This window comes from Paenibacillus sp. CCS19 (genome assembly GCF_033239625.1).
Classification (GTDB): Bacteria; Bacillota; Bacilli; order Paenibacillales; family Paenibacillaceae; genus Paenibacillus_T.
The window spans coordinates 40484-66406 of sequence record NZ_BTCK01000008.1 but is presented as its reverse complement, the minus strand read 5'-3'; the positions used below and the strand labels follow the sequence as shown (position 1 = coordinate 66406).

The window sequence follows — 25923 nt, the reverse complement described above, 5'->3', positions numbered from 1 at the left end:
GATGTCGAGCGTCTATCTGCACAAAATCCGCATGAAGCGGGAGTCCAAATCATTCGTCGATAGCTTGCACGCGATATTGACGGCTGCGAACTTGTTCGATGGACCGAAGTATAGGCTGTCGGGCTTATCGGGAATGGCCTTCAAATTCTCGGTGCATGAGCGGCTGCTGCCGTTGTCGGTGACCGCATACGGTCAATGGGGCCTTGAACACAGCGCAGCGATAGACAATCTTGGATTGTTCACGATATCGGATGGAGGGCGTACCCGCCATTTGACGTTCCGCCATTATCAGCAGGATGCAATCGGTTGGATTAAGCAAAGCCTTGATCGTGGCGTCGGCCTCATCTATTGGATCCCCGAATTCGGAGTCATTCATGGCTATGATGATGAGGACGGCGTGTTCTTCATCCAGGATGGCTGGTCGCAGGAAGATCATATTGTGCTGTATGACAATCTGGGCTTGAATTTCACGCCGTTCTGGAATGTGCACATGATTGGTGGGAAGGTTGATGTGCCGCTGGAAGAGCAAGTACTGGAATCGGTGCGCTCTGCGATCCATGACTGGCAAACCTCGTTCAAACTGCTGCCGGACCGAGAGATTGCATCGGGTAAGCTTGCGTATGACTTCTATATAGAAGCGCTGCGCAGCGGCGATTATGACAAGGGCGGCGCGAGATACATTCTGGATTCTTATCGCTATGCGCGGCGAGAGATTCGCGATTATCTGTCTGACGTTCGAACGTTGTGGCCTGAACTTGCGGAGGCTCATGCCTATTATGAGGAGTTGGGCGAGCTTATCGCGGATTTGAGCTTCGATCATAGTGGCGGCGTTTCGGGGATGATGGACAAGCTTAACGCAGCAGCGCAGCTGGAAGATCAGGCGGTTGCACAGTTCAGCAAGCTGTCGGCGCGTTATGCCGATCCGTCTAGAACGATCACGACAAGATGGATTACGCATTCGGCTAGATAGCGGATGGGGGAGCGAGAGAACGATGACATCTCTTACGGTTCATAAAATTAAAGGATTTCAGATGCAGGCCGAGTCGAGACCGTACCTGGATGCAATGCATGCGGTACTGACGCATGCAGGCTGGACGACGTTGTCCAAGCCGATGCTGGCGGGAATGACGGTTAACGGATTTCGCATGGCGGTCCATCGCAGGCTGACGGCGGAGTCCGTGACGGCGTACAACTGGCATGCGGAGCATTTTCTCGCGGCGGATTTCATTGGAATTTTAGTCAGCTCTAATGCGGAATTTACGTTCAAGCGAACATTCCCGCTGTATCGCAAGCAGGCGATCGCAGATATACGTGCTTCCATTGACCGCGGTGTTGCTGCGATCTGTTGGCATAATGGACAGTTCGTTGCGATTGTAGGCTATGAGAAGGATGAAGCCGGATCTGGTACAGGAAAGCTGATTTACGCCGATGGTCGGTCGGATGCGCTGAATTCGTTCGATGACATGGATTTCGGAATTGGCGAAGATCGGGACAATCCGTCTCCTTATTGGTACTATCAGATTTTCGAGGGATGCATCCCGATGGATGAGGCGGCTGTGATCAAGGAGTCGTTTCTGCAGGCGATTTTCAAATGGGAGATGCATGACGGCACTCTGCCCGAATCGGATTATGCTTGCGGGGAAGCGGTGTATGATGCAATGGTTGATGCGCTTCGCAGCGGGGAGTATGATCGTACGGGTGCAAGGGTGACATTCCAATGCCTGTCTGTTGCTAAGCGTGACATTGCGTTATACATGGCCGAGGTGGAGCGGCGCTGGCCGGCGGCCGCTGAAGCGGCTGCGCATTACAAGCGTGTCGCGGAATTGTTCGAGTTGGTTGAAACGATCGGTGTTCATCAGGCGGCTGAGCTGTGCGAACGAATTCGTGAAGCCAAGCAAGCCGAGACGCAGGCGATCGAGGCGCTTCGGCTGCTCGTACGTGAGACGATCGATAATCGGTTCCATGATGTGGGACTGCGATAAGTGCGGATAAGGGGGGCTTATTGCGCCGGCTTCGGCTGCACGCTCCCCAATACCGTATCCAGTACGCTGTACAGTATCCCGGCTAACCCGAACAGCAGGTATGCGCTGCTCATATTGAGATGAAACTCTCGCACGAATGATTCATTGTACAAGGTGTGAAAAATATGCCATCCGCCGTATATCCCCAAGCCGCAGTACAGCGCGTAGTGAAGCGGCCAGATGCGGCGAGCCCATCGATGCAGCACGGCTGTAATCAACAGGAATGCTGCCGAGACGATAACGGATAAGATGAAGGAGATGAACAAGAACGTTACGCCGATATTGCGCAGACCGTAGTACTCCGTTGTCGTAATTTTGTTGCCCTCCAGCAGTTCAAGTCCGATGAAGGCTCCGTTGAACAAGATAACGGAAACAAACCATAGGATCAAATATCGCATCGCATTTACTCCTTTAAGTCCACGAAGATTGTCTGCAGCTTGGTACTGCCTCTCGATTCGTATTACCCACTAGCTATAACTGTAGACACTGTTATGCGGGAAAAGGTTTCATTTTATATCAGAAAATCCCCTTCATCCCTTCACTAAAATGCCTAAAATTATGCAACCATACCTGAAATAGAATGGCTCTTGCGAATCCATAAAATTCATATAATTGGTATATGAGTTTGCCGATGATAGGGGATATGTATGGGGGAGAATGAGCGAATTCTGCTGTTGGAAGGCTTGACGATGCGATATGGCGATACATACGCGGTCAAAGGCATTCATCTTGAAATTCGAAGGGGCGAAATATTCGGTTTGCTCGGTCCTAATGGAGCGGGGAAGACGACCGTGATCGAAATGATCGTTGGCCTTAAGAAGCCGTCGGAAGGCCGAATGATTATGTACGACAGTGTCGATTTATTGAGCAACCCTCAGGTTCAGGCCAACCGGATTGGCGTTCAGCTTCAATCTTGCGAGATGCATACGGAGCTCACGGTACGTGAAACGCTGCTTATGTTTCTTTCATTCGCTAATAACATTCACTTGTATGATCATTTTGTAGGCTTGACGCAGCTATCCGAGATCGAGAACAAACGGATACGTCAGCTGTCTGGCGGGCAGAAGCAGCGTTTGTCCCTCTCGCTTACGTTAGTCAAAGATCCGGATTTGATCATACTGGATGAACCGACGAGCGGTCTTGATCCGCAATCAAGAATGAATCTATGGAATATCATCCGGTCCCTGAAGGGGCAAGGGAAGACGGTGCTCCTTGCGACGCATTATCTAGAGGAAGTTGAATCTTTATGCGATCGCGTCGCGATCATCGATCATGGACAGCTTATTGCCTTGAATAGTGTGCAAGGGCTGCTTGCAGCTCTTCCTTATCGATATCGGATTTGTGTTGAATTGATGGAGAAGCCTTCTATTGAGATCACATCCTTGTGCAAGATTATGGATGTCACCGTCACAGCAGCAGGGACAGAGCTTGAGTTTCAGACGATGGAGATGGAAGGTAAGCTTCAAGGCATTATTGCATTCTTGAACAGCCATCGACTTGGTATCCATTCAATGGAAATCAAGCAGGCAGGCCTGGAAGATGTGATACTCGAGTTAACGGGGAGGGAACTCAGAGAATAATGGCGATGTACAAGGGTGTAAGCTAGATAAGCTTCCGTAGTGAGACGAGAGTCTCTTCGCGGAAGCTTATTTTTATCCCCATGATCACTAGGGAATTGCGTTATCGAGGCAGAATGGTTTAATCTATCTGACAATATGTGTAATTGGGAGTAAGAGACTAAGACGGCAGATGAGCAGGAGGTTAGGGACAATGACCAGCGTGGCAGTCCAAGTAAACCGAAGTATACGAAAGATGGAGAGCTTGATCAACTTCCGAGACATTGGGGGCCTGCCGACTGCAGATGGGCGCTTGACGAGGACGGGGATCATGTACCGCTCGAATGAACCGCATAAGCTGAAGTTGAAGGATCTCGATAAGTTCAATGGACTGGACCTGAAGCTGATCTGCGATCTGCGTACGCCGAACGAACGGAAGGCAAGGCTTCCGCGTTTCGTTGAGAGCGGGAAGACGATGACCGTGAATGTACCGTTCTATCAGAACGATGAAGACTATACGAGGTTCCAGATCTATAGGCAAATCATGAGTCAAATTCGAACGGTAGACTTCCATCAGTTCATGAGAGATTTTTATCGGAAGGTTCTGTTCGAGAGCACCAATCAGATCCGAGATGTTATGACGCTGCTCGCTGAGCAAGGCAGCGCGCCAATGCTTATTCACTGTGCAAGCGGCAAGGATCGTACCGGGATTATCGCAGCTATCGTACAGCTCGTGACAGGCGTTCCGCGCAGAGAAGTCGTATCCGATTATTTGCTTTCGAATCCGCTCAACAAGAGCGAAACCGATCGAGCGATCAGAATGTTAAGGTTTCTAAGCGGTTTCCGGATATCCAGAGAGCGGCTGCTGCCTCTACTTGAGGTGCGGAGCGAATACTTAGAAGAAGTATTGGATGAGTTGTTCGCGCGATACGGATCGATCGACGCGTATCTCATGCAGGCTTGTCAGGTTGAGGAGCAGACGATTCGGGTGCTGCGCGAGAGGTTTGTTTAGATGTTATTAATACAGCTTCCAAGGAGACAAATAAGTCTCTCATGGAAGCTTATTTATTTAGATCATCGATGTGTCATAGAAACTATAGTGGAATAATCGTTTGACCGATATTACAATATGTGTAACCGAACAAGAGTAGTTGAAATAGCTAGAGCTGCGAAGATCTGTCTTTGCTCGATCCGGCATATAAAGAAAGGATGAACGTTGTTGTCTATTTCCGTTGTGAAGGGTCAGAAGGCTGACATTACGAAGGGCAATCCTGCGCTATCTAATCTTAAGGTTACGATAGGTTGGGCATCGTCCGCGAATATTGAACTTGATTGCTCGGCATTTCTGCTTGCCCCAGGCGGCCAAGTGACCGGAGACAGCGACTTGATCTTCTATGGCAATCCCTCCAATGCTTTTATCTCTTATACAGAGGTAGGGGCGACGGAGAGGCAGCTCATGATTGGTCTTGATCAAATCAACCCGCAAGTGGAAAAAATTGCGTTCACCCTTACGATATACGAAGGTGAGCAGCGCCGCCAGAACTTCAGCCAAGTGAATGGCGCATACATTCTATTCGCGAATGCTGCGACAGGTCAAGCGCTGCTGCGCTATGATCTCGGCCATTCGTTCACCGTCGAGACGGCTATTGTTGTCGGCGAATTATATCGATACAACGGCGAATGGAAGTTTAACTCGATCGGCGCAGGTTATTCCGGCGGTCTGCGTGCATTATGTGCTTCTTACGGAGTTGAGACTCAGGAGAAGGCTCCTGCTGCGCCGCTAGTGAATGCGCAGCCAGTGACGCCTGCTCCCGTGCCGGCTGCTGCGCCGGTCGTACCGTCACAGACTCGGCAACCGATTCAATTGAACTTGACCAAGATCGAGCTTAAGAAGAAAGGCGATAAAATCAATCTTCAGAAAAAAGCCGGCGGGCTCGGCGAAATTCTGATCAACCTGAACTGGAACCAGCAGCCGAAGAAGTCGAGCGGCTGGGGCGGGAGTCAAGGCGTAGACCTTGACCTTGCTTGCCTCTATGAGCTCAAGAATGGCCAGAAAGGGCTTATTCAAGCGCTTGGGAACTCATTCGGTTCCTTCGAGCGTGCTCCCTATATCGTACTCGATGGCGACGATCGGACAGGTTCGGTCAAGACGGGCGAGAACATTCGAATTAATGGCGCGCAAGTAGCGGCATTCAAACGGATTCTGGTGTTCACCTTTATTTACGAAGGCGTATCTCAGTGGTCGGAAGCAGATGGTGTCGTAACGCTGAAGCAGAACGGCGGACCGGATGTTATCGTAAGGCTGGATGAATACGATAACAATCTGCCGATGTGCGCGATCGCGATGATCGAGAATCAAGGCAATGAGACGTTCAGCATCGAACGGATTGTGCGTCACTTCCGCGGGCATCGCGATCTAGACGAAGCGTTCGGATGGGGGCTCAATTGGGTGCGAGCATCCAAATAACCCCCGTTGTCTCGTATTCTTATCGACTGGGGGAGAACTGATGATTCCTTTTTCATTCGAAATCGTGAATGATTCGACGATCAATATCGAATATGTATTCGGCAGCGAGAAGTTTGTTCTGAATCTGTTCCTCCGCCACGGCGCGTGGACCATCCACCCGTTTGACGGCATGCTGCTTGGCAATCGCGACCTGTGCCGAAGCGTTATCGTCGACCTGCTTCGCAACAAAGATTTTCAGATTATGTTGGCCAAGCAGGGAATCGCCATTTCGAGCCTTCGAACAACGATCGACCTGGAACAATCCTCTTCGGAATACGAGGTTCGATCGAGACGAGAGCCAGATCCGGAGTTAGAGCCGGAGCCTGGATCGACCGACGATATAAGAGAGTTCATTGAATACAATACGATTGACGATATTATTGATCTCGAGCTGACTCAGCTGGATCGGAAGATTGCGTTCTACGGCGAGATTCTGAAGTATATTTTCATGCAAAACCTTGGTCCCGGAGATCCCGAGTTCGATAAAATCCAGAGCCTGCAGCGGACGTTCAAGGAGACGAGAGAGCGGATCGCGGGGCATAAGGACTTCGATCTGGGCGGAGGAGATCGGAAGAGGTTTTAGGAGTTTCGTTCCACTGTAATTATTATGGGGCCAATTACAATAACCAAGGAGAGAGTGACTTGGATAAAGATGAAGTATTCATGAAGGGTTATTTGAATACAGACATAAAGATCACGTTTCTTGATAATTTACATGTGGTAGGTATGTATGTGAGTTATTATTATTTTAATAATGTTATAGTCATTATGCCAGAATATACACACGATGATACGCGCCTGCTGATCCCAATGAGTGCAATAAAATCCATAGAACCTTATCTAGGTGACTAAAGATGAGGTTTATTTTGATAAGTTAGGCTTAATATCGAGAACATAGTATGTTAAATAGAATCGAATCCCATAAGGAAGGGTACCCGATAAGTGGCCTTCTCTACGGGATTTTTTTTGTATTCGTTACGCAGTTTTTCCTATGCCTCCATTCCCCGATACTCCCTCGGCGACATGCCCGTCATTTTCTTGAACACTCTACCGAAGTGGGAGAAGTTCTCGAATCCACATTGTTCCGAAATGCGCGTGATGCTCCAATCCGTGGAACGCAGGAGATGTTCCGCCTCTCTGATCCGAGTGATATTGATATACTGGCTGAAGCCGAAGCCGGATACGTCCTTGAACACGCGGCACAGATGCCCTTTGCTAATGTAGAATCGCTTCGCGATATCGTCTAGCAGCAGCGGTTCCTTGTAATGCTGATTGATGTGTCGGATAATGTCCGTCACCTTCTGCTGAACAGGAGAAAGCGTATGGTCGGGCACGACTTTGCGCTTCATGATGTAGCGGGCGATATACAACAGCAATTCGATCGACTGGTTACGGATTTGCATCAGATAACCAGGTGGACGCTCATGTAACTCATGCAGCAGAGAACGAAGCAGCATTTCGACATGCATTCGTTCTTGAATATTCAGCCTAATAATCGGATGGGATACGGCGAACGAAGCGAGCAGCAGCTCCGTATCTTCCGGTGCCAGTCCTTCAAAGAACGGAAGGTCATAATGCAGCACGGCGCGTTCATGATTAGGCTCGCTCAGCTCGGATGTTCGGTGAACGATGTTGGAATCGACAAGTATAATATCGCCAGCCTGGATGTGGTAGACGGAATCTCGAATGAAAAATTTTCTAGAGCCGCTATATAGGTAAAAGACTTCGTAAGAACGATGATAGTGGGTCTCGTTCATGGAATGGCAGCCGATTCGTCGGTCGAATTCGATCCACAACGGCTCGCTCATCGAACCGAGGCGCAGCGAGTCGGGAAGCAAGGGTAGATTCATATAAGGGCTCCTCTCCCTATGAATAGGTATTGCTATTATAGCAATATTTGCAGTGTTTATTGAATATTTGACCATATGTGCGGAGAAATCGCACCTTTGTTTATGCTAATCTCGGAATCAAGAAGATTAACTTGAAAAGCAGACAAGGGAGGGGGAATGGATTTCATGCGCAAATTCAACTGTAATGAAGAGGAAGTCAAAGAACGGATCGACCGTGTCGTACGCAGAACGATGAATATGGATTTTACATGGAATTGGTCGTGCGGGGTCGCTTTCTACGGAATCAGCAAAGCATGGGAAGTGACGAAGAATCAAGATTATATCGACTTCCTGGTCAAATGGGTGGATGAGTATCTGGAGCTTGGGCTGCCGCCGATGATGGTTAATGCCTGCGCGATGGGCCACACGATGTTGACGCTGCATGAGGCGACGGGCGACGATAAGTATCTTGATCTGGCGCTGATGAAGGCTGAATACCTCCGCAAGGAAGCGATCCGATTCGGAGAAGGCGTGTTCCAGCATACCGTATCTTCGAAGAACGATTTCCCTGAACAGGCATGGGCGGATACGTTGTTCATGGCAGCGTACTTCCTGCTTCGTCTCGGGTTTAAGCTGGACAATAAGGAATACATCGACGATGCGCTCAACCAGTTCTACTGGCATGAAGAATATCTTCAGGACACGAAGACGAATTTGTTCTATCACGCTTGGGACAATGTGAGAGGCGATCATCTGTCTGGCATCTACTGGGGCAGAGCGAATGCATGGGCTGCTTATACAATGGCGCAGGCGTACAAAATGCTTAACCCGTTCATGCCAATGTGGATGCAGCTAGGCGGAGCAGTGGGCGATCAACTGAGCTCGCTCGTCCGGCTGCAGTCGCCCAAAGGTCTGTGGCGCACCGTATTGAAAGATGAAACCTCCTACGATGAAACGTCTGCATCCGCCGGTATCGCGGCAGCGATGTCGATTTATGCGCATCCGCTGCATCAGAACTACATGGCCAAGGCGTATGAAGGCATCCTTGCTAACATCGACGAAGACGGTTCGGTGCGCAATGTGTCTGCCGGCACAGCGGTTATGTACAGTGCGTATGATTATAAAGTCATCTCCAAGAAGAGATGCCAAGGCTGGGGGCAAGGCTTGACGCTCGCTTATCTGGTAGCCCTTCTTCAGAATACCAAAGTGGTAAGTGCGATATAGGCTGCAAGGAATGACACATGGGAGCCCTGCTCTCATGTGTTTTTTCAATTTGGTACCCATATTGCCATCAATAAGTCATCAAATTGTATAGGACAATGATGCATTTCGTTATACGTTCATCTAGTGAAAGCGGTAACAGTGCCCCATATCACTCGCCGCGCGCACAGGAGAGGAGGGAGCAGCGCTTCCGGACAAGCTTGGTGCATCATTGAGACCTAACGAGCACGCATGTATCGGCATACGGCAAGTATGAACGAGATGAAGGGAGTTAATCGTGTGAGAAAAATAGTAATAACCGCATTAGGCGTCGTATTGACGGCGGCGGTCGCAGTGCCGCCGGGTGGTTCGCTGCCTGTCGCCAGCGCGGATACGGTGAAGCTGACGAGTACGTTCGAGGATGGAACGCTGCAGGGCTGGGGCCCACGCCTCGGCAGTGAGAGCGTGACGCTGGCCGGAACGGCCGGCGCGCACGCAGGTACGCAAGGCATGCTCGTTGCGAACCGAACCGCAACGTATCATGGCGCGAGTAAGGATGTGTTGTCCCAATTTGTTCTCGGCACAAGCTATACGGTGCGAGGCTGGGTGAAGCTGACGTCCGGCTCGGCGAACACGAACGTGACGCTGTCGATGCAGAAGACGGTTGGAACGACGACGACTTATGAGAACTTAGCAACGATACAAGCGAATGCGAGTGGATGGGTGAAGCTTGAGGCCACCTATCGGCTGAGCAGTGCGGCGGATGCGTTGTCGATCTATTTTGAATCCGCGGGGGCGACGATTTCATTCTATGTGGACGATTTCGAGATCGTCGAGAAGAGCGCCACGCCAATCGAAGCGAACATTACGCCGCTGAAGACGGCGTTCGCTTCATACTTCCCAATCGGAACGGCTTTCACGAACGATGAATTATTCGGCGAGAGCGCGAACCTGATGAAGAAGCATTTTGCCAGCGTAACGCCGGGTAACGTGCTGAAGTGGGATGCGACGGAGCCGACGGAAGGCAATTTCAACTTCACGGGCTCGGATGCTGCCGTTCAATTCGCCGTCGATAACGGCATGAAGGTTCGCGGTCATACGCTTGTCTGGCACAGCCAGACGCCGGACTGGGTGTTCTATGACAGCAACAATCAGCTCGTAACGAAGGAAGTGCTTTACGCGCGGATGAAGGCGCATATCGATGCTGTCGTTGGGCGGTACAAAGGCAAAATCTACGCGTGGGATGTGGCCAACGAAGTCATCGATGAATCGCAATCCAACGGTATGCGGAGAAGCTTGTGGTACCAAATCGCGGGCGAGGAATATCTCGAGAAGGCATTCATCTATGCGCATGAGGCGGACCCGAATGCCAAGCTGTTCATTAACGATTACAACACGCATATTCCGGCCAAAGCGCAGTTCCTGCACGATCTCGTTCAACGTCTGAAGGCCAAGGGCGTGCCAATCGACGGCATCGGCGAGCAGACGCATATTAACCTCGACTATCCGACGCTGAGCCAGATCGAGGACTCCATTGTCAAATTCTCCGATCTTGGCGTTACGCAAGAGATTACGGAGCTCGATATGAGCATCTATGGCAACAGCAGCCAAAGCTACACGTCGCTGTCGGCAGCCCAAGCGGCGCAGCAGGCAACGCGTTATGCGGCGCTGTTCGAGGTATTCAAACGACACAGTGACCAGATCACGAACGTCACGTTCTGGGGTCAAGACGATGCGCACAGCTGGCTTCGCACATACCCGGTCACTCGTCTGGACTGGCCGCTGCTGTTCGATGACAATCTTCAATCCAAGCCTGCGTATTGGTCGCTCGTTAATGCACTTACGGTTCCTGCAGCGCCAACGAGTGTGACGGCTGCGGCGGGCAATGCGCAAGCGACACTGACGTGGACAGCATCGACGGGAGCTGCATCGTACACCATTAAGCGTTCGACGACAAGCGGAGGACCATACACGAATGTGGCAACGGGCGTAACGGCAACGAGCTATACGAACACGGGATTGACGAACGGCACGACTTACTATTATGTCGTCTCGGCTGTGAACGCCAACGGTGAAAGCACGAACTCCACACAGGTGAGCGCGACACCGGCAGGATCGACAGTCACTGTACCGTCGGCGCCAACGTATGTATCGGCAGCGGCAGGCAATGCCCAAGCGACTGTTACGTGGACAGCATCGTCAGGCGCGACATCGTATAACGTCAAACGTGCGACGACAAGCGGAGGCACGTACACGACGGTTGCGACAGGTGTGACGACGACAAGCTACACGAATACGGGACTGACGAACGGCACGACGTATTACTATGTAGTCAGCGCTGTTAACAGTGCAGGCGAGAGCGCAAACTCTGTGCAGACTAGTGTGACACCAACTGCTGGCAGCACGGGAACGTCGAGCCTTGTGCTTCAATACCGCGCAAGCAATACGAATGCAACCGACAACGCGATCCAGCCATTTTTCAATATTAAAAATACCGGCACAACCGCAGTTAACCTAAGCGATTTGAAAATCCGCTACTACTTCACGAAGGAAGGCACGGCGGATATGACTTCGTGGGTCGACTACGCGCAGATCGGCGGCAGCAATGTGCTGCGTACGTTCGGCACGTCGTCCGCTGCGAACGCTGATACGTATGTCGAGCTGAGCTTCTCGTCGTCGGCTGGCGTGCTCCAGCCAGGCGCGCAGACAGGCGATATCCAGCTGCGGATGCACAAGTCGGACTGGTCAACCTTCAACGAAGCGAACGACTATTCGTTCGATGCGACGAAGACGACATTCACGGACTGGACGAAGGTCACGTTGTATCAGAACGGCGTTAAAGTATGGGGCGTTGAGCCGTCGTAGTTTCTTAAGTTGCTAATCTTCTATTTGCACAAAAGAAGCCGTCAAGCAATCGGACTCCCACCGATGCCTGACGGCTTCTTCTATTGCGTCAAAATCCCATTTCCTTGCGGAACGCCTCGATCTGCTCGGCCGACCACTTCGGACCTTCGAACAGCTTGCCGGAGCGGGCTTCGGCAAGCGTCTCGTTCAGCCAATTCAATTCGGTCTCGCTGAACTGAATACAGCCGCGGATGAACATCGCAGAACCGGCCGGAATGTATGGCGCCTTAAGCTCGAAGATAGCGCGCAGCCTAGCCAGCCTTGTCTCGCAGCTCGCGATCTGCTTCTCGATGAGCGGAACGATCGTCTCCGGCTCAAGGTGGCGGACGAACGGCAGCGCCATGAATACCGGATGCTGCGGATAAGAGCTTTGCTCGAACTGCTGGTAGACCAGCTTGATGAAAGCTTCGCGGCCGGCGTCCGTTATGCGGAATATCGTTTTGTCCGGTCGATTCTCGCCCGGTACCGGTACGACCTCGGCTGCTTCGACCAGTCCGTCTTCACGAAGCTGGTCGACGGCATAGTAGAGCGATCCGTCGCGAAGCTTGAACGTTTCGTTCCAGTTGCGGGCTTTGATCGTTTGTCTGATCTCATAAGGGTGCTTGTTGCCTTCCATTAGCAATCCTAGAACTAGCAGCCTCATTGACATGATCGATCAACCCTTCTGGTAGGATGGGTCTGGTTTGCCTGCGCCGCCAGCGGCACCGGCACCGGATGGACCATGACCGCCTGGTGCGCCTTGCGCGCCGGGCTTCGAGAGCTCGAGACGGGCGCGGCCCATCAGCAGCACGAAGACGAACGCAACAGCCGGCAGAATAACCGTCCATTGGAACACGCCGTGAATAATGGAGTCCGACAGCTTGCCGATCAGCAGCTTAACGACGTCTGCCGGCATGCCCATCTGCTGCTGAACTTCAGGGTCAAGCAGCGCTTGGCCGCCTTTGATTTTCTCGGCGAGTTCGGGGTTCAAGTTCGGCAGGGAACCGATACCCTCTTGGAAAGTATGCTTCTGCGTTGCGCCGAACACCGCGATTGCAAGTGCGGAGCCGATCGTGCGGAAGAACATAATGAGCGACGAGGCCGAACCTTTGAATTGCGGCGGAACGGCGTTAAGCGTCGAGATGTTAAGCAGCGAGAACGATACGCCCATACCGAGACCGATAATGATCATGTACAACGAAATGACTAGACGGCTCGTTTCATCGCTGAGTGCGTAGCCGAGAAGGGATGTGCCAATGATAAGTACGCATACGGATACGAGCATAATGCTGCGGTATGCGAATTTGTGAGCGATCCGTCCGCCGATCTGCGCACTGACGACGACGCCGAGCATCATCGGAATAAGTACGGTGCTCGTTTCGGTAGCTGTTTTGTTGAATACGCCTTGGATGAAAATCGGAATGTACGTAGCGCCTGCGATCATAACGCCGCCGTACAGCAAACAGATCATCATGCTGCTCGTGAACAGCTTGTTGCCGAACAGGCTGAGCTTGATGATTGGATCCTTTGCCTTCATCTCCGCTAGAAGGAACAGACCGACGAATACGATAGCACCAATGAACAAGGAAATCGTCTTAACTGAATCCCATGCCCATCCGTCCGTACCGCCAAGTTCGAGACCGAACATCAGGAACAGAATCGCAGCCGTAAGCGTGATGGCGCCGAGCCAGTCGATACTTTGCTTGCGTGGATTCTTGTTCTCATGGTAAGCCTGTGCGATGAATAGAATCGAGAGAATGCCGATAGGAACGTTAATGTAGAAAATCCAGCGCCAGCTCCAGTTGTCCGTAATCGCGCCGCCTAAGATCGGGCCGAATACGCTGGAGATGCCGAATACGGCGCCGAACAGACCCATCATTTTGCCGCGTTTCTCGGCTGGGAACAGGTCGAAAATAATCGTGAATACGATCGGCATCAGCGCACCGCCGCCAATCCCTTGAATCGCCCGATAGATAATGAGCTGTTCCATGTTCTGAGCCGTACCGCATAGGACGGAACCCCCGATGAACAACACAAGACCTAACAGGAAAAACCGTTTGCGTCCGTACATGTCGGACAGCTTGCCGATAATCGGCGTCGAGACGACCATCGCGATCATGTACGCGGAGTACACCCATATGAAGCTCTCGAAGCCGCCAAGCTTCTTAATAATAGTGGTCATCGCAGTCGAGACGATTGTCTGGTCGAGCGATGCCATGAACAGCCCGAGGAGCAGGCCGGCGACGACCAGCTTCACGTTGCTTTTCTTTGCGTCCATTGTCTACTTCCTTTCGAAACGTACTCAAATTTGACTATCGTTGCTTATTATACTCAAATTTGAGTTGAATACAACAACAAAATTGGAGAATTGCATCCCTAACTTGCAAGAAATGGTCCTTTTACGGAATCTTCATGTATCGACGTTTAAGAAAACAGCCGCACACGGTCGGAGAAGCTCCGATGTGGCGGCTGTTTTGTGTACGTGTACAGGGTGATTACTTGCTGCTCGTAGTGCTTGGTGCCAGCAGATTTTTAATATCTGCTTTGGCGCGAAGCTCGCTCACGAAGGTTTGGGCCAGTTCGTAGATCTTCTGCGAAGTCAACGTGTCCTTGATTTGCTCTTTGACATCTTCGAATGTCTTCGTGACCGCTGATTTATGATCCGTTACAAGAATGAGATGATAGCCAAAATCGGATTGAACAGGTTGACTGATTTCACCAACCTTGAGCGAGAATGCCGCATCCTCGAACTCGGCAACCATGTCCCCACGCTGGAAGTAGTTCAGATCGCCTCCGCCTACAGCAGACCCTGTATCAATTGATTTCTCTTTCGCTACCTGTGCGAAGTCGGCGCCGTTCTTCAATTGCGTATAGATCGCGTCGGCCTCCGCCTTGGTTTCCACAAGAATATGGGAGGCGCGTACTTGCTCAGGTGTACCGAACGATGATTTATTCTCATCGTAATAAGTGCGGATTGCACTTTCTGAAATATTGATTTGTGAGGAGAGAAGCTTGCGCAATCGAGCCTGGTACAGCAAATCCGGCTGCAGGTCTTCCTCCGTCATCTGGTATTGTTCCAGCGCCAGCTCGAAGTTTTCTCGAGAGCCCATGCTTTGTATAATGAGGTTCAGTTCGCGTTGAATGTCCTCATCGGTAATGACGATGCCCTGCGAGTCAGCCGCTTGTTTCAGGAGCTCATTATTAATAAGTCCGTCGAGAGCACTATTGCCGTTGTTGCCTTTAATCAAGGCATCAAACAATTGCTGCTGCTTAATCCCGATGCCATTCACTGTCGCTATGAGGTCGCTGCCTGTGCGCTGCTTCGGAGAGGTAAAGAAGATGGACGACTTGGCGCCGTCATAACGCACGCCTTGTCCAAACGCATCCGCTGCAAAACGAAGCGGCACATACGTTGTGCCGTTGTACACGATGGTTGGCTGCTTGTTCGGCACTTTCTTCTCGACGCCGTCGAAGAACAATTTCAAGGGCTTCACGACGGCCTCGATCTTGCTCGGGTCCGCCGCGTAGCTGACGCCGCTGAAGAACAATGCGCCAGCGCAGAAGGATACAATGACATGCTTAAGCTTGTACATAATCGTAATTAACCCCATTTCGGAGAGAGTGTCTATCGCGTTCCATTATATAGGAATTGCTTGGAAGCGCATACTATTTTCATAGGGAGTTAGAAGGTATTCGCGAATCGTGCTGTGCAACGGTTGCCACAGTGGCTATTGCGGCTTCATTGGCGTGGTTCTTACGCTTACGGTTGCCATAGTCGTTATTGAACGCTGCAAGTCCACTTTCGTGTGACAAATGATGCAATAAGCCCAACAGCACCCGTTAGAGGTGGAAATGACGTATTTTCAGACAATTAGCATAGTCACAACCGTTAACCACCAGCCGCTGCTATGAAAATAAAAAATCCCGAGAGCCGTTAACCGACTCTCAGGATGCCTAATTCAAATAAACTTCCGACTCGTCTTCTTCCCGTCGCAGCTGAACACGATCTTCTTATCCTCGATCACCGTCTCGAGGTGGATCGACTTGCCCCACAGCGACACGATATGAGGGAGGGTGCGCTCGAGATACTTGAGATCGAGCTCGACGCCCTCGTAGCGGTGCTTCAGATACATTTCGCCGATGCGATTGAAATCGCCGTCCTGCACGACGATGCTCGGGAAGCCGCCGTTGACGCGGGAGGTGACGAGCTGGTCGCGGATATTGGCCCACGCTTTATCGGTAATTTTCCACTCCGGACCTTTCTTCTCGAAAACATACAAATCTAGATCCTTCACCAGCTGCTTGTCGAGGTAGTTGCGCAGGAACGAGATATCCGCATCCTCCTCGCGCACCTCGAAGATCTTCTCGCGGCCTTTGCCCGGCTTCATGCCGAACCGTTCGCGCTCCTCTTGCGTCGGATTGTCCCAACGCTTCTCGATATGCTCGAAGATCTTCAGCCCGAGGTAGTAAGGGTTCAGCGTATGCCGTGAAGGGACAACGACAGAGCTGTTCAGCTTAGCGAATTCAATCGTTTCTTCGCTCGTCAGATCCAGCTCGCGAATGATGCGCTGATGCCAGTAGGACGCCCAGCCTTCGTTCATAATCTTCGTCTCCAGCTGCGGCCAGAAGTAGAGCATCTCGTCACGGAGCATCGACATGATGTCGCGCTGCCAGTCCTCGAGGATGGAGGAGTATTCTTCGATGAACCAGACCAGATCCTTCTCGGGCTCAGGCGGGAATCGGACGCCGGCAGCTTCCTGCGCATTCTCGCGTTCTGTCTGGTCGAGAGACCAGAGATCGTCGTAAGCGCCCTCTACCTCCGGCTGCTTGCTGGATCTGGCGTTCTCACGCTCGACCATCTCGATGTAACGAGCTTTATCGAGGTTGTAGGGTCTCATAATTCTCGGATCGATGTGCTCCTGAATCGCAAGCACGGAATCGATAAACTTCTCCACCCGCTCGGAGCCATACTCCAATTCATACTGTGCTACACGCTCTGCTGTGGCGGACATGCTCTCGACCATATTGCGGTTAGTCTGGCTGAAACGGGCATTGTTCTTGAAGAAGTCGCAGTGCGCGAGCACGTGAGCGACGATCAGCTTGTTCTGTATAAGCGAGTTGCCGTCGAGCAGGAACGCATAACACGGATTGGAGTTGATGACGAGCTCATAGATTTTGCTTAGACCGAAGTCGTACTGCATTTTCATCTTATTGAACGTCTTCCCGAAGCTCCAATGACTGAACCGTGTCGGCATGCCGTACGCCCCGAACGTGTAGATAATGTCGGCGGGGCAGATTTCATAGCGCATCGGATAAAAGTCGAGGCCGAACCCTTGGGCGATCTCCGTAATCTCATCAATCGCCCGCTCGAGTTGGCGGATTTCGTCTTGTTTCATCGGCATGATCCCTCCGAGCGAGATAATACGTTTCATACCATAGGTATGTCTCAGCGAAGGAGGATATGCCTGAAGGGCATTCACGATCTCGCCGACGCCGACGGATCGTTATGCAGAGCTCGTCATCCGCGAATCGATCGGGGCGACGCTGCGAGAGACGGATGCGCTGCTGGGCGGTTTGGATCGAGGGGTGTAAGCAAGATCAAAGCGGTCGACAATTCAAGTCGGCCGCTTATTTATTCTCGTTCATAGCTTGCTTAGCAAATGATCCGCGAGCCGCGTCGAGAGCGCGACGTTCGTCAGTAGAGGATTGGCCGCCCCGAGCGTAGGGAATACGCTGGCGTCGGAGATGTACAACCCTTCCATGCCGTGAATCCGGCCGTTCCGGTCGGTTGCGGATGTGAGAGGGTCGCTGCCCATTCGACATGTTCCGTAGTCGTGGTTGTCGAATCCCGGAGGCCAGAAGCAGTAATGCCACGGGTCTTGAATGCGCATCGCAGCCGATACGTCTCCGAGCGCTTGAATCATTTGCCGCATGACTTGTTCATCAGCGGGTGAGTGAGAGAAGCGGACCTGGAGCTCGGGTACGCCAAAGTCGTCTCGACGCTGCTCGTCCAGATAGACGAAGTTGTCGAATCGGTTCTCGACTTTGCCGGCGACGTCATAGGTGACGAGATCACGGCCGCCTAATATTTTGAACTGGTAAGGACGTGTTTCAGTCTGAGGAACAATAATATTAATCGTACCCTCTCGTCCGCCGGGCACGCCGCTTGGAATCTCTGCTTTAATGTACGAATGATTCGAGAGATAATGACCGATCGCTCTCCCCGGAACACCGGAATGAAGCAGCAGGCGCGGAGTTTCGAACGTACTGCCCGAGACAACAACGGTAGAAGCTTTAAGCATATAAGAGCGCTTATTGACATCCATCACATGAACGCCTGATACTCGGTTTCCTTTCGTTCGAATTCGAACGGCCCGCGTCTGGACGGCCAAGTCGAATGCAGCAATCCGAAGCGAATCCCCGATAAATTCGATTGCGCTCATGAATCGAGGAATAGGGCCGCGCGCCACCGCTTCCGGAACGTCAGTGGAGCCGGCGTAACCAGACAGCCACAACCTTTCAAGCAGTTGATCATTAATGGGAGACTTCGCCTCGTTCACCAGCAGAATCGTCTCTGCGATCTTATAATAAGGCTTCAATTCCGCATAGGAAATGGGCCAATTCGCGAACTCGAAAGGCGGGATGCGCACGCACGTTAATCCCCAGAATATGGTGCGCCCGCCTAAGGCGAAGACAAGAATGGCACCTGGAAATTCGGGCCAGTTCCTGCCGGCGGGAACGGTAACCGTTGGATTCTGATAATAACGCTGCATGCGGTCCCAGTTCCACAGCGTCGGGACATTGAGGGCATGGGAAGGAAGCAGCAGCTTTCCTCGTTCGACAATCCCTATTTTTAACCGCCGGCTGCCCATTCGTTCACACAATCTGCGCAGCACCGCGCAGCCTCCGGCTCCGGCTCCGACGATGAGAATGTCGTATTCGGTTTGTTCCATTCGGGATAATGGGGTGAGCGGCACCCATTCGGGAAACGTGAGAGCAGGCGGAAGGAGCGTGTCTGCACAATAACCTTGTTGAGGGGGCCGTACTGCTGTGAGGGGCGATGAGGGGCTTGCATTTGCATGATCAGGTATGACTATGATTTGTCCTGCTTGGATGGGTTTGTTCGCAGCAAACTGTGGATTCATTCGGCATAACTGTTCGAGATCGACTTGCAGCAGTTGTCCGATAAGCGTCAATGAATCTCCAGGTTTGGTTACACACCAACGCATGCGCGCACCAACTTTCATGGGGACCTGCCAGCATTGCGCGATAGGGACAGTGCTTCCCAAGTGCTGCTGCCCTGCGCTTCCTGAAATGTATTCGGCCTGTATCCGGTATAGAACCGTAGACAGGCCGGTGTCATGCCGCTTTCAGGCAGGTGCCGCTCTTGCAGGTTGTCTGAAGAATGCGACAATCGTAATGAGCAGAAACGGGAGGATATAGGCAATGCCAACCCACAGCGGATGGATAACGAGAACAAGATCTTCCCACGCCTTCATCGTTGTTGGCATGGACAGTGACATGATTTGGACGAGCAGACACAGCGGATTGGAGAGGAGCCGGTGGTCCTGCAGACCAAACAACTCCGTAATGATCGTTTGAATCGCGAAGAGCGTGATCGATGCTTTCATTAGCGAACCGGCAATCATGGACATCCCGATAATGGCTTCGATTCGCTCGATAATATCGCCGATTTCGATCGTTTGCGCCAGGACGAATAACGAATATTTTTTCTCTGTCGCGATCGGTCCGAGTATCATAATCGTACTTAACGTTGTAATGGTTAACATTGCGCCATTGAGCAGGATGACTGCTAGCAAGGACCGCTTAAGCGGCTTGGACTTAATATCCTTGGTGAAGGGGAGAATGACGGCGAACAGCACAATCTCTCCATAGGGAAAGCCGGAAGTCAGATAACCGCCAAGCAGCGTCGGCTTGATGCCATCGGGGAATACCGGCTGTAGAAACTCCATGTGAAAGCTCGGTATAAGCAGGATGATGACGGTGAGCCAGCAGAAAAAAACGACGACGGTAAGGATCGTAAACATGCGAGCCATTGACTCGATACCGGTACGCAGCAATAGCGCCGACATAATGAACATTAGGCACATAAAGACATAGCCGGGGGTTTCGGGCAGCATCATACTGTTCATGAATGCGACGACATCGATGATGATGCCGGTTGCCATATGGAACGCCATCGTTAGCATCAGACAGGCTACAACGACGGTCGGCCAACGGCCGATCGCCACACGGCAAATGCCGATGAAAGACTTGTCCGGATAAAGCCGGAGCAAATAAAGGATGATCGAAAGCAGGACGAGCCCGAACGACATCGACAGCAGAAGGGACAACCACGCGGAATTAGAGGCATAGGTAATGACTGGCGCCGGTATGACAATAATCGAGGAGCCGGACAAGAAGGCAAACAACAAAATAGCCGTTTGGATGAACCCGATCGATTCCTGCTTCTTCATGCGTGCTTCGCTCCTAGCGATTCGATGATCGCTTGCGCAGGATGAAGCAGCAGTTGTCGAGCCAACCATTGCAAATCGGGCCATTGAACGTCCAGCAAATAATCGGTGCTGAAGTAAAGTGAGCAGAGAAGAAGTACCATATAGGACCGCTTTCCGTGTCGGGATGCTGCCTTCAGCTTCCGCACATCGGTAGCGGTTGCCAGGGCGTAGAATGCAGTTAGTACGGTCAATTTCTCCAGCATAACTCACAGCCTCCCTTATTGCTTGTATAATGGCTTTCCTACCGTCGTTAAGGAATTGTCGATATGAACCGTAACCTTAACATCGAACTTCGCCTCGGCATAATGCTTGTCCCAATCCGGCTTCCATTGTTTCCAGGTCCGGGTATGCTTGCGGTATAGGGTGTTTCCGATTCCGAGCAGATCCATTTCTTTGGTTTGCGTGAATTTGATCGTATCTAGTAATCGTTTCTGAAGAAGTGTTTCAATGTAATGAACGTAAGCCGTTTCGCTGATGGATGTGTTCAATCGCGTGCACTGCAGTTCGGCAATGTCTCCTTGTACCTTGATCTTGTAGGTGACGCGCAGAGAATCCGAGGCGAGGATCGGCTTCATGACGGTATGTACCGATTGCACCTCGAGCGACTCGTATTTACGTTCTTTGTCGTTCTCTTTGGTTTTGCATGGCACTTTAACGCTTCCGCTTCTGAACTGGTTCGTCAACATTAATAAATCTTGCGTCTGCCGGCTGTTCAGTGCTCCGGCGAATAGGCCATGATGAATGGCTGCCGAGCCGATCAACATCATTTCGTTTGACGAAGATTTCGATATGAGCGGAAGTATGGAGTTCCCGGCTTCGCTTTTCAAATCGCGGGCAAGCTTCAATAAAGTCATATCCGGTACTTTGCCTGCAACTCGATTAGCGATCTCCTCCATACGATTGATTTGCTGGGAGGACGTCAACTCGATCATCGGTTTTTCTTTCAACAAGTTTGCGGAATCTTCTTTGGCGATAACGACTTTAGTCGTAATGCGCGTTTCATGATCCCTATAAAATAACTCGAGCAAAGAAAGCAGGTCGTTGCGCATTGCCGTTTGCTCATCAATAATGATAATTCTCGTGTGCCCCCATTGGGCTTTGCGGCCGAGTCGAAGCGTGATATCCCTGACGGCCTCGAAAGCGGAAGCCCCGGTTGACTCAAGGTTCGTAAATGAATTGCCTGCTTCGCCTTTGCCTGCTGTTTTCTGCGATGGTTTAAATAGCTGAACCATAATTTTAACCTTGTTCGGCTCCGCTTTATTAATCGCAAGTCCCATGACGAACGCTTTCTCCGGAAGCTCCTCGCGGTTCCAGCATCCCGATAAGAGAGCAAAGCTATGTACAAGAAGGAGTATCTTGAACCATTTCCTCATCTCATCCTCATTCTTTCCGAATCGTAATCCAACCTTATGGTTTGGCCGTATAAGGATTCTTGCTGCTTTCCTTGTTGTTGGCTGCTGAGTAAGCGGGATGCAATTGAAAGAGTCGTTCCGGATTCATATACGGCTGTCCGAGCGACCGCAGCGTAATCAGATGCCATAGAATGATCAGTAACCCGAACATTAAACCGAAACCGCCGAGCACGGCCGATAACACCATTAACGGAAAGCGAAGGACGCGCAGGGCGATCGCCATATTGTATTGTGGAAGCGCGAACGAAGCGATGCCCGTCAATGCGACGACTACCACCATGATCGGGGATGCGAGTCCTGCGTTAATTGCGGCTTCTCCAATAACCAACGCACCGACGATGCTGACGGCTGAACCGACGGGTCTTGGCAGGCGGATGCCGGCTTCGCGAAGCAGCTCGAAGAAAAACTCCATAATAAAAGCCTCGAAGAAGGCGGGAAACGGTATGCCTTCACGCGAATCCAGTATGGCGAGCAGCAGTACGGTCGGGATCATTTCGGAATGAAATGTACTGAGCGCGATATAGATGCTGGGCAGCGTCAATGCGAACAAGAATGCGATAACCCGCAGCCAGCGGATCATCGTCGTATAGATGGTACGATGATAGAAATCTTCGTTCGATTGAAGCAAGTCAATGAACATGCTGGGACATATGAGCATAGACCCCGTGCCTTGCACGAGAACAACAATCCTGCCATCCAGCATGGAAGCGACGGCTACGTCGGGACGTTCGGTGAATCGGAACTGCGGAAAGGGCGAGTAGGTTGAATCTTGAATCAGCTTCTCGACATAAGAGGTTTCCAGTATCTCGGTTTGTTTGACTTTGTCGATTCGGCGTTCAAATTCTTCTAACAATTCCTTCTCGACACAATCTTCTAGATAGCCGTATACAACATGCGTACGCGTCTTGCCGCCGCCATTCAACGAGATGAGCTTAAATTGAGGGCTTCTGAGCCTTACGCGAAGCAAACCAAGGTTTTTGTTCATATTCTCGACCGTGCTCTCGCGAGGGCCTTGCACGACGCTCTCGTTCATAGGCTCTGTGATCGCTCTTGTCTCCACGTTGGCGGTTTCGAAGACGAGTGCCTTATCCCATCCGTCGATCAAGATCACAAAATATCCGTCCAGCAATTGCTGTACAAGCGCGCCGATATCGTCCGTTAACTGCGCAGCTTGGTCGGATACGCCGTTTCGTTCGAAGAACGACATAATCTTGTCGCTCGTGATTTCCGTCCCTGGCCCTACCTCGTGGGTAACCAGATCTTGCAGCACCGTCTTCATGTAGTTCGTATTATTAATTTGAACCATGGATTGGAAGTACACCGACAAAGCATCCTGCTCCATATTCGGTCCGTATTTCCAAGGGATATAGACCAAATCGCTGCATTTGCTCAATGCTTGTTCCAGCCGGGTCCGATTTGCCTCCAGCTGCTTAGAGATCGGTGTATGGGTCGGTTCATTGCTGTTGGTTTGATTAACGTCCGGCATACGTACAACACCCCTCGTACCGCTATTGTGCGATAGGGGGTGTCGAATTATTCCTGTATGTGGTAAAACAAGAGGAAGAGATTGGGCTGACCAGTTCGATTAACGTCTAGACGCCCAGACGAGCCCGCGTCGAAGCATCTCTGATACTTGGGGCATTAGGACGATATCGGGCGAATGTCCAAGCGAATTGTAATAGATGCGTCCTTTGCCATACTGCTTGTTCCAGGCTGTCGGCATGATTACCGGCCGCCAGACAAGCGGAGGTGCCGGAACGGTGAAGCAGCTATGCGCCAGCACCGCAATCGACGGATCGACCATCATATAATATTGCTCTGTCGTCACGACGAAATCTCCGATTCCGGCAACGAGCGGATGGTTCGGATGGGGAAGATGTACGCGGTACGTTACATTTTGTCCGCCGGGATGGGCAAGAAACTGCCCGCCTATCATCGCTTGATACTCGATGACGCTCCGGAACGCATCGGCGGTGGCGTGCAGTCCGGCAAGTCCGGTACCGGCTGCTATCGTTTCGGTCAGATTGAGCGTCTGTTCCGGCGTAAGCTCGCCCATCGTCCATAAGGGGATGATGAGATCGGCTTCCGCCAGCTTATCGCGGTGAGAAAAGATTGCAAGTGTGTTATAGATTTCAACTTCAAAATGCTGTTGACTCAGCATATGCGCTACGATCAGCGCAATTTCCCTCGGCTTGTGCCCTTCGTACCCGCCTTCGACGATAAGTGCCCGTTTATTTCGAGGAACCACGTTATTCCTCCATTCCTTCGCGAGTGCCGCAACGCTCCCGTGACGCACTGTTTCTAACGATCGTATTAACGCCGAACGTCAATTATGACATGGCGGGAGGACGTTGACTGGCAAGGTGACTTCTTTTCGGAGTGACTATATTTTCCTCCCTTGGGACATTGTAAAGAGAACATTAACTTACATGAGAAATGATCGCAATGACGGAGGCGATGATAGATGGAACGCTGGTTCAAGCTGCAGGAGCGCGGCACGACGGTATCGACTGAACTGCTCGCGGGTGTAACGACATTCTTAACGATGGTCTATATCGTCATTGTCAATCCCGGCATTCTAAGCGAGTCGGGCATGGATTTTCACGGCGTATTCGTTGCAACCGTGCTTGCGAGCATTCTCGCAACGATCATTATGGGTATTGCAGCGAACTATCCGATAGCGATTGCACCGGGGATGGGGCTTAACGCTTATTTTGCTTACTCCGTCGTTGGCGGAGGGGAAGTCTCGTGGCAGACGGCGCTTGGTGCGGTGTTCATAGCCGGCGTGCTTTTCATCGCGCTCTCGCTCACTTCGTTCCGATACATGCTGCTCGATGCGATTCCAACCGGATTGAAACATGCGATTACGGCCGGCATTGGCTTGTTCATTACATTCATCGGTTTGCAAAAAGCAAGCATCGTCGTCGCTTCGCCTGCAACGCTTCTTACACTCGGGTCGTTATCGGAGCCGATGACTTATCTAACGCTGATCGGCGTGACGATCGCGTTGATCTTAATGTCCTATCGCGTCCGAGGCTTTCTGTTCATCGGCATGCTGATTACCGCCGTACTGGCATGGATGATGGGTCTCATTGAGATGCCGGATAAGCTGGTGTCACTGCCTTCGGGCATGTCCTCGACTGCCTTCCAGCTCGATATTGGAACGGTATTCTCGGAAGGGATGTACGGGGTCATCTTTACATTTCTGCTGATTACCTTGTTCGACACGACGGGTACCATGTTAGGCGTAGCCGAGCAGGCAGGACTGATGAAGGATAACAAATTCCCGCGTTCACGGGGCGCTCTGCTTGCAGATGCGGTCGGTACAACAGGCGGCGCGCTGCTTGGCACAAGCCCGACATCGGCCTATATTGAATCGAGTGCAGGCGTCGCAGTTGGTGGTCGAACAGGGCTTACAGCTGTATTCGTCAGCCTTCTGCTCGCGCTTACGTTGTTCTTCTCGCCAGTCGTCGCTGTACTGGCGAACATTCCGGCTATTACGGCTCCGGCGTTGATCATCGTTGGTTTTCTCATGATTAACGTGCTGCGCCAGATCGAGTGGACCGACATCGAAGAGGCGTTCCCAGCGTTTCTAATCGTTGTTCTGATGCCGCTGACCTACAGCATCGCAACGGGCATTGGCATAGGTTTCATTGCCTATCCCATCATCAAGCTGCTGCGCGGCAAGTACAAGGAAGTTCATCCCATCCTGTATTTGTTCGCTGTATTGTTTGTGATTCAAATCGTATTCCTAGAGCACTAGTTGACTCACTGGATCGTCAACGCCAGCCAAGCCCAGCAGCGCACAAGAGTCACATGTGCCGTTGGGCTTTTTCTGCTTTCCACCAAGTAAAGTCATCTTTCCAAAAAAAGCGCTTGCATATATAAATCCGGATATGGTATAACCTAATCGAGAAATCTAAACGATTACGTATATTGTTAATGCAAACGTCCAGTGGTGTTGGGATTCGGGACGCTTCGACCATCCATTGTTAGGCGT

The 25923-nt window shown here is 51.5% G+C and carries 22 protein-coding genes; 10 read left to right on the top strand and 12 right to left on the bottom strand.

Annotation, left to right across the window (positions count from 1 at the left end; genetic code table 11):
- The first annotated feature begins 1 nt into the window (after position 1).
- Complete coding sequence (locus SBI19_RS08430; RefSeq protein WP_317966973.1) at positions 2–970, top strand: cysteine peptidase family C39 domain-containing protein; 969 nt, start codon at positions 2–4, stop codon at positions 968–970.
- A 22-nt stretch (positions 971–992) separates the two neighbouring features.
- Positions 993–1982 (top strand): hypothetical protein, encoded by a 990-nt coding sequence (locus SBI19_RS08425; RefSeq protein ID WP_317966971.1) that lies wholly within the window; start codon positions 993–995, stop codon positions 1980–1982.
- Positions 1983–1999: 17 nt separating this feature from the next.
- Here the strand turns inward: SBI19_RS08425 and SBI19_RS08420 are convergent, their stop codons facing one another.
- A complete protein-coding gene (locus SBI19_RS08420) occupies positions 2000–2419 on the bottom strand; it encodes a hypothetical protein (RefSeq protein ID WP_317966969.1) in 420 nt (139 codons plus the stop codon).
- A 249-nt stretch (positions 2420–2668) separates the two neighbouring features.
- Between SBI19_RS08420 and SBI19_RS08415 the strand changes: the two genes are divergently transcribed.
- The 5 genes from SBI19_RS08415 to SBI19_RS08395 all read left to right on the top strand — a co-directional run bounded on the left by SBI19_RS08415 (position 2669) and on the right by SBI19_RS08395 (position 6935).
- Positions 2669–3601, top strand: coding sequence for an ABC transporter ATP-binding protein (locus SBI19_RS08415; protein WP_317966967.1), 933 nt, complete (start codon positions 2669–2671; stop codon positions 3599–3601).
- Positions 3602–3791: 190 nt separating this feature from the next.
- Positions 3792–4589: a tyrosine-protein phosphatase gene (locus SBI19_RS08410; protein WP_317966965.1), complete on the top strand. Its 798-nt coding sequence runs from the start codon at positions 3792–3794 to the stop codon at positions 4587–4589.
- Positions 4590–4796: 207 nt separating this feature from the next.
- Positions 4797–6044 (top strand): TerD family protein, encoded by a 1248-nt coding sequence (locus SBI19_RS08405; protein WP_317966963.1) that lies wholly within the window; start codon positions 4797–4799, stop codon positions 6042–6044.
- A gap of 40 nt (positions 6045–6084) precedes the next feature.
- Complete coding sequence (locus tag SBI19_RS08400; protein WP_317966961.1) at positions 6085–6666, top strand: hypothetical protein; 582 nt, start codon at positions 6085–6087, stop codon at positions 6664–6666.
- A 59-nt stretch (positions 6667–6725) separates the two neighbouring features.
- On the top strand, positions 6726–6935 hold the full coding sequence (locus tag SBI19_RS08395; protein WP_317966959.1) for a hypothetical protein: 210 nt from the start codon (positions 6726–6728) through the stop codon (positions 6933–6935).
- A 137-nt stretch (positions 6936–7072) separates the two neighbouring features.
- Here SBI19_RS08395 and SBI19_RS08390 read toward each other — a convergent pair whose 3' ends face one another.
- Positions 7073–7933 carry a helix-turn-helix transcriptional regulator gene (locus SBI19_RS08390; RefSeq protein WP_317966957.1) on the bottom strand — a complete coding sequence of 287 codons (861 nt, stop codon included), beginning with the start codon at positions 7931–7933 and terminating at the stop codon, positions 7073–7075.
- A 165-nt stretch (positions 7934–8098) separates the two neighbouring features.
- Between SBI19_RS08390 and SBI19_RS08385 the strand changes: the two genes are divergently transcribed.
- Both SBI19_RS08385 and SBI19_RS08380 read left to right on the top strand, forming a co-directional pair.
- Complete coding sequence (locus SBI19_RS08385) at positions 8099–9136, top strand: glycoside hydrolase family 88/105 protein (RefSeq protein WP_317966955.1); 1038 nt, start codon at positions 8099–8101, stop codon at positions 9134–9136.
- A gap of 276 nt (positions 9137–9412) precedes the next feature.
- On the top strand, positions 9413–11977 hold the full coding sequence (locus SBI19_RS08380; protein ID WP_317966953.1) for an endo-1,4-beta-xylanase: 2565 nt from the start codon (positions 9413–9415) through the stop codon (positions 11975–11977).
- An 88-nt stretch (positions 11978–12065) separates the two neighbouring features.
- On the opposite strand, the gene SBI19_RS08375 is transcribed toward SBI19_RS08380, so the two are convergent.
- From SBI19_RS08375 to SBI19_RS08330, 10 genes are all read right to left on the bottom strand, one after another.
- Positions 12066–12665: a PadR family transcriptional regulator gene (locus SBI19_RS08375; RefSeq protein WP_317966951.1), complete on the bottom strand. Its 600-nt coding sequence runs from the start codon at positions 12663–12665 to the stop codon at positions 12066–12068.
- 6 nt (positions 12666–12671) lie between these two features.
- Positions 12672–14273, bottom strand: a complete 1602-nt coding sequence (locus SBI19_RS08370) for an MDR family MFS transporter (protein WP_317966949.1) — start codon at positions 14271–14273, stop codon at positions 12672–12674.
- A 217-nt stretch (positions 14274–14490) separates the two neighbouring features.
- Positions 14491–15588, bottom strand: a complete 1098-nt coding sequence (locus SBI19_RS08365; RefSeq protein ID WP_317966947.1) for a peptidyl-prolyl cis-trans isomerase — start codon at positions 15586–15588, stop codon at positions 14491–14493.
- 366 nt (positions 15589–15954) lie between these two features.
- Complete coding sequence (locus SBI19_RS08360) at positions 15955–17391, bottom strand: SpoVR family protein (RefSeq protein ID WP_317966945.1); 1437 nt, start codon at positions 17389–17391, stop codon at positions 15955–15957.
- Between the two features lie 246 nt (positions 17392–17637).
- Positions 17638–19242 (bottom strand): GMC oxidoreductase, encoded by a 1605-nt coding sequence (locus SBI19_RS08355; RefSeq protein ID WP_317966943.1) that lies wholly within the window; start codon positions 19240–19242, stop codon positions 17638–17640.
- 123 nt (positions 19243–19365) lie between these two features.
- Entirely contained in the window at positions 19366–20472 is a 1107-nt protein-coding gene (locus SBI19_RS08350) for a GerAB/ArcD/ProY family transporter (RefSeq protein ID WP_317966941.1), read from the bottom strand.
- Positions 20469–20714, bottom strand: a complete 246-nt coding sequence (locus SBI19_RS08345; protein WP_317966939.1) for a hypothetical protein — start codon at positions 20712–20714, stop codon at positions 20469–20471. Before SBI19_RS08345 ends, SBI19_RS08350 begins: the two co-directional genes overlap by 4 nt.
- 15 nt (positions 20715–20729) lie before the next feature.
- Positions 20730–21884: a Ger(x)C family spore germination protein gene (locus tag SBI19_RS08340; protein WP_317966937.1), complete on the bottom strand. Its 1155-nt coding sequence runs from the start codon at positions 21882–21884 to the stop codon at positions 20730–20732.
- A 34-nt stretch (positions 21885–21918) separates the two neighbouring features.
- Entirely contained in the window at positions 21919–23409 is a 1491-nt protein-coding gene (locus tag SBI19_RS08335) for a spore germination protein (RefSeq protein WP_317966935.1), read from the bottom strand.
- 99 nt (positions 23410–23508) lie between these two features.
- The gene (locus tag SBI19_RS08330; protein ID WP_317966933.1) at positions 23509–24171 is read right to left on the bottom strand and encodes a ThuA domain-containing protein; all 663 of its coding nucleotides are present in this window, start codon (positions 24169–24171) and stop codon (positions 23509–23511) included.
- A gap of 216 nt (positions 24172–24387) precedes the next feature.
- Between SBI19_RS08330 and SBI19_RS08325 the strand changes: the two genes are divergently transcribed.
- Positions 24388–25686, top strand: coding sequence for an NCS2 family permease (locus tag SBI19_RS08325; protein WP_317966931.1), 1299 nt, complete (start codon positions 24388–24390; stop codon positions 25684–25686).
- Positions 25687–25923 lie beyond the last annotated feature (237 nt).

What these genes read in the sequence shown, in the direction of transcription:
- SBI19_RS08430 (WP_317966973.1), top strand. Translation starts at nt 2, where the DNA reads ATGTCGAGCGTCTATCTGCACAAAATCCGCATGAAGCGGGAGTCCAAA.
- SBI19_RS08425 (WP_317966971.1), top strand. Translation starts at nt 993, where the DNA reads ATGACATCTCTTACGGTTCATAAAATTAAAGGATTTCAGATGCAGGCC.
- SBI19_RS08420 (WP_317966969.1), bottom strand. Translation starts at nt 2,419, where the DNA reads ATGCGATATTTGATCCTATGGTTTGTTTCCGTTATCTTGTTCAACGGA.
- SBI19_RS08415 (WP_317966967.1), top strand. Translation starts at nt 2,669, where the DNA reads ATGGGGGAGAATGAGCGAATTCTGCTGTTGGAAGGCTTGACGATGCGA.
- SBI19_RS08410 (WP_317966965.1), top strand. Translation starts at nt 3,792, where the DNA reads ATGACCAGCGTGGCAGTCCAAGTAAACCGAAGTATACGAAAGATGGAG.
- SBI19_RS08400 (WP_317966961.1), top strand. Translation starts at nt 6,085, where the DNA reads ATGATTCCTTTTTCATTCGAAATCGTGAATGATTCGACGATCAATATC.
- SBI19_RS08390 (WP_317966957.1), bottom strand. Translation starts at nt 7,933, where the DNA reads ATGAATCTACCCTTGCTTCCCGACTCGCTGCGCCTCGGTTCGATGAGC.
- SBI19_RS08385 (WP_317966955.1), top strand. Translation starts at nt 8,099, where the DNA reads ATGCGCAAATTCAACTGTAATGAAGAGGAAGTCAAAGAACGGATCGAC.
- SBI19_RS08375 (WP_317966951.1), bottom strand. Translation starts at nt 12,665, where the DNA reads ATGTCAATGAGGCTGCTAGTTCTAGGATTGCTAATGGAAGGCAACAAG.
- SBI19_RS08370 (WP_317966949.1), bottom strand. Translation starts at nt 14,273, where the DNA reads ATGGACGCAAAGAAAAGCAACGTGAAGCTGGTCGTCGCCGGCCTGCTC.
- SBI19_RS08365 (WP_317966947.1), bottom strand. Translation starts at nt 15,588, where the DNA reads ATGTACAAGCTTAAGCATGTCATTGTATCCTTCTGCGCTGGCGCATTG.
- SBI19_RS08360 (WP_317966945.1), bottom strand. Translation starts at nt 17,391, where the DNA reads ATGAAACAAGACGAAATCCGCCAACTCGAGCGGGCGATTGATGAGATT.
- SBI19_RS08355 (WP_317966943.1), bottom strand. Translation starts at nt 19,242, where the DNA reads ATGAAAGTTGGTGCGCGCATGCGTTGGTGTGTAACCAAACCTGGAGAT.
- SBI19_RS08350 (WP_317966941.1), bottom strand. Translation starts at nt 20,472, where the DNA reads ATGAAGAAGCAGGAATCGATCGGGTTCATCCAAACGGCTATTTTGTTG.
- SBI19_RS08345 (WP_317966939.1), bottom strand. Translation starts at nt 20,714, where the DNA reads ATGCTGGAGAAATTGACCGTACTAACTGCATTCTACGCCCTGGCAACC.
- SBI19_RS08340 (WP_317966937.1), bottom strand. Translation starts at nt 21,884, where the DNA reads ATGAGGAAATGGTTCAAGATACTCCTTCTTGTACATAGCTTTGCTCTC.
- SBI19_RS08335 (WP_317966935.1), bottom strand. Translation starts at nt 23,409, where the DNA reads ATGCCGGACGTTAATCAAACCAACAGCAATGAACCGACCCATACACCG.
- SBI19_RS08325 (WP_317966931.1), top strand. Translation starts at nt 24,388, where the DNA reads ATGGAACGCTGGTTCAAGCTGCAGGAGCGCGGCACGACGGTATCGACT.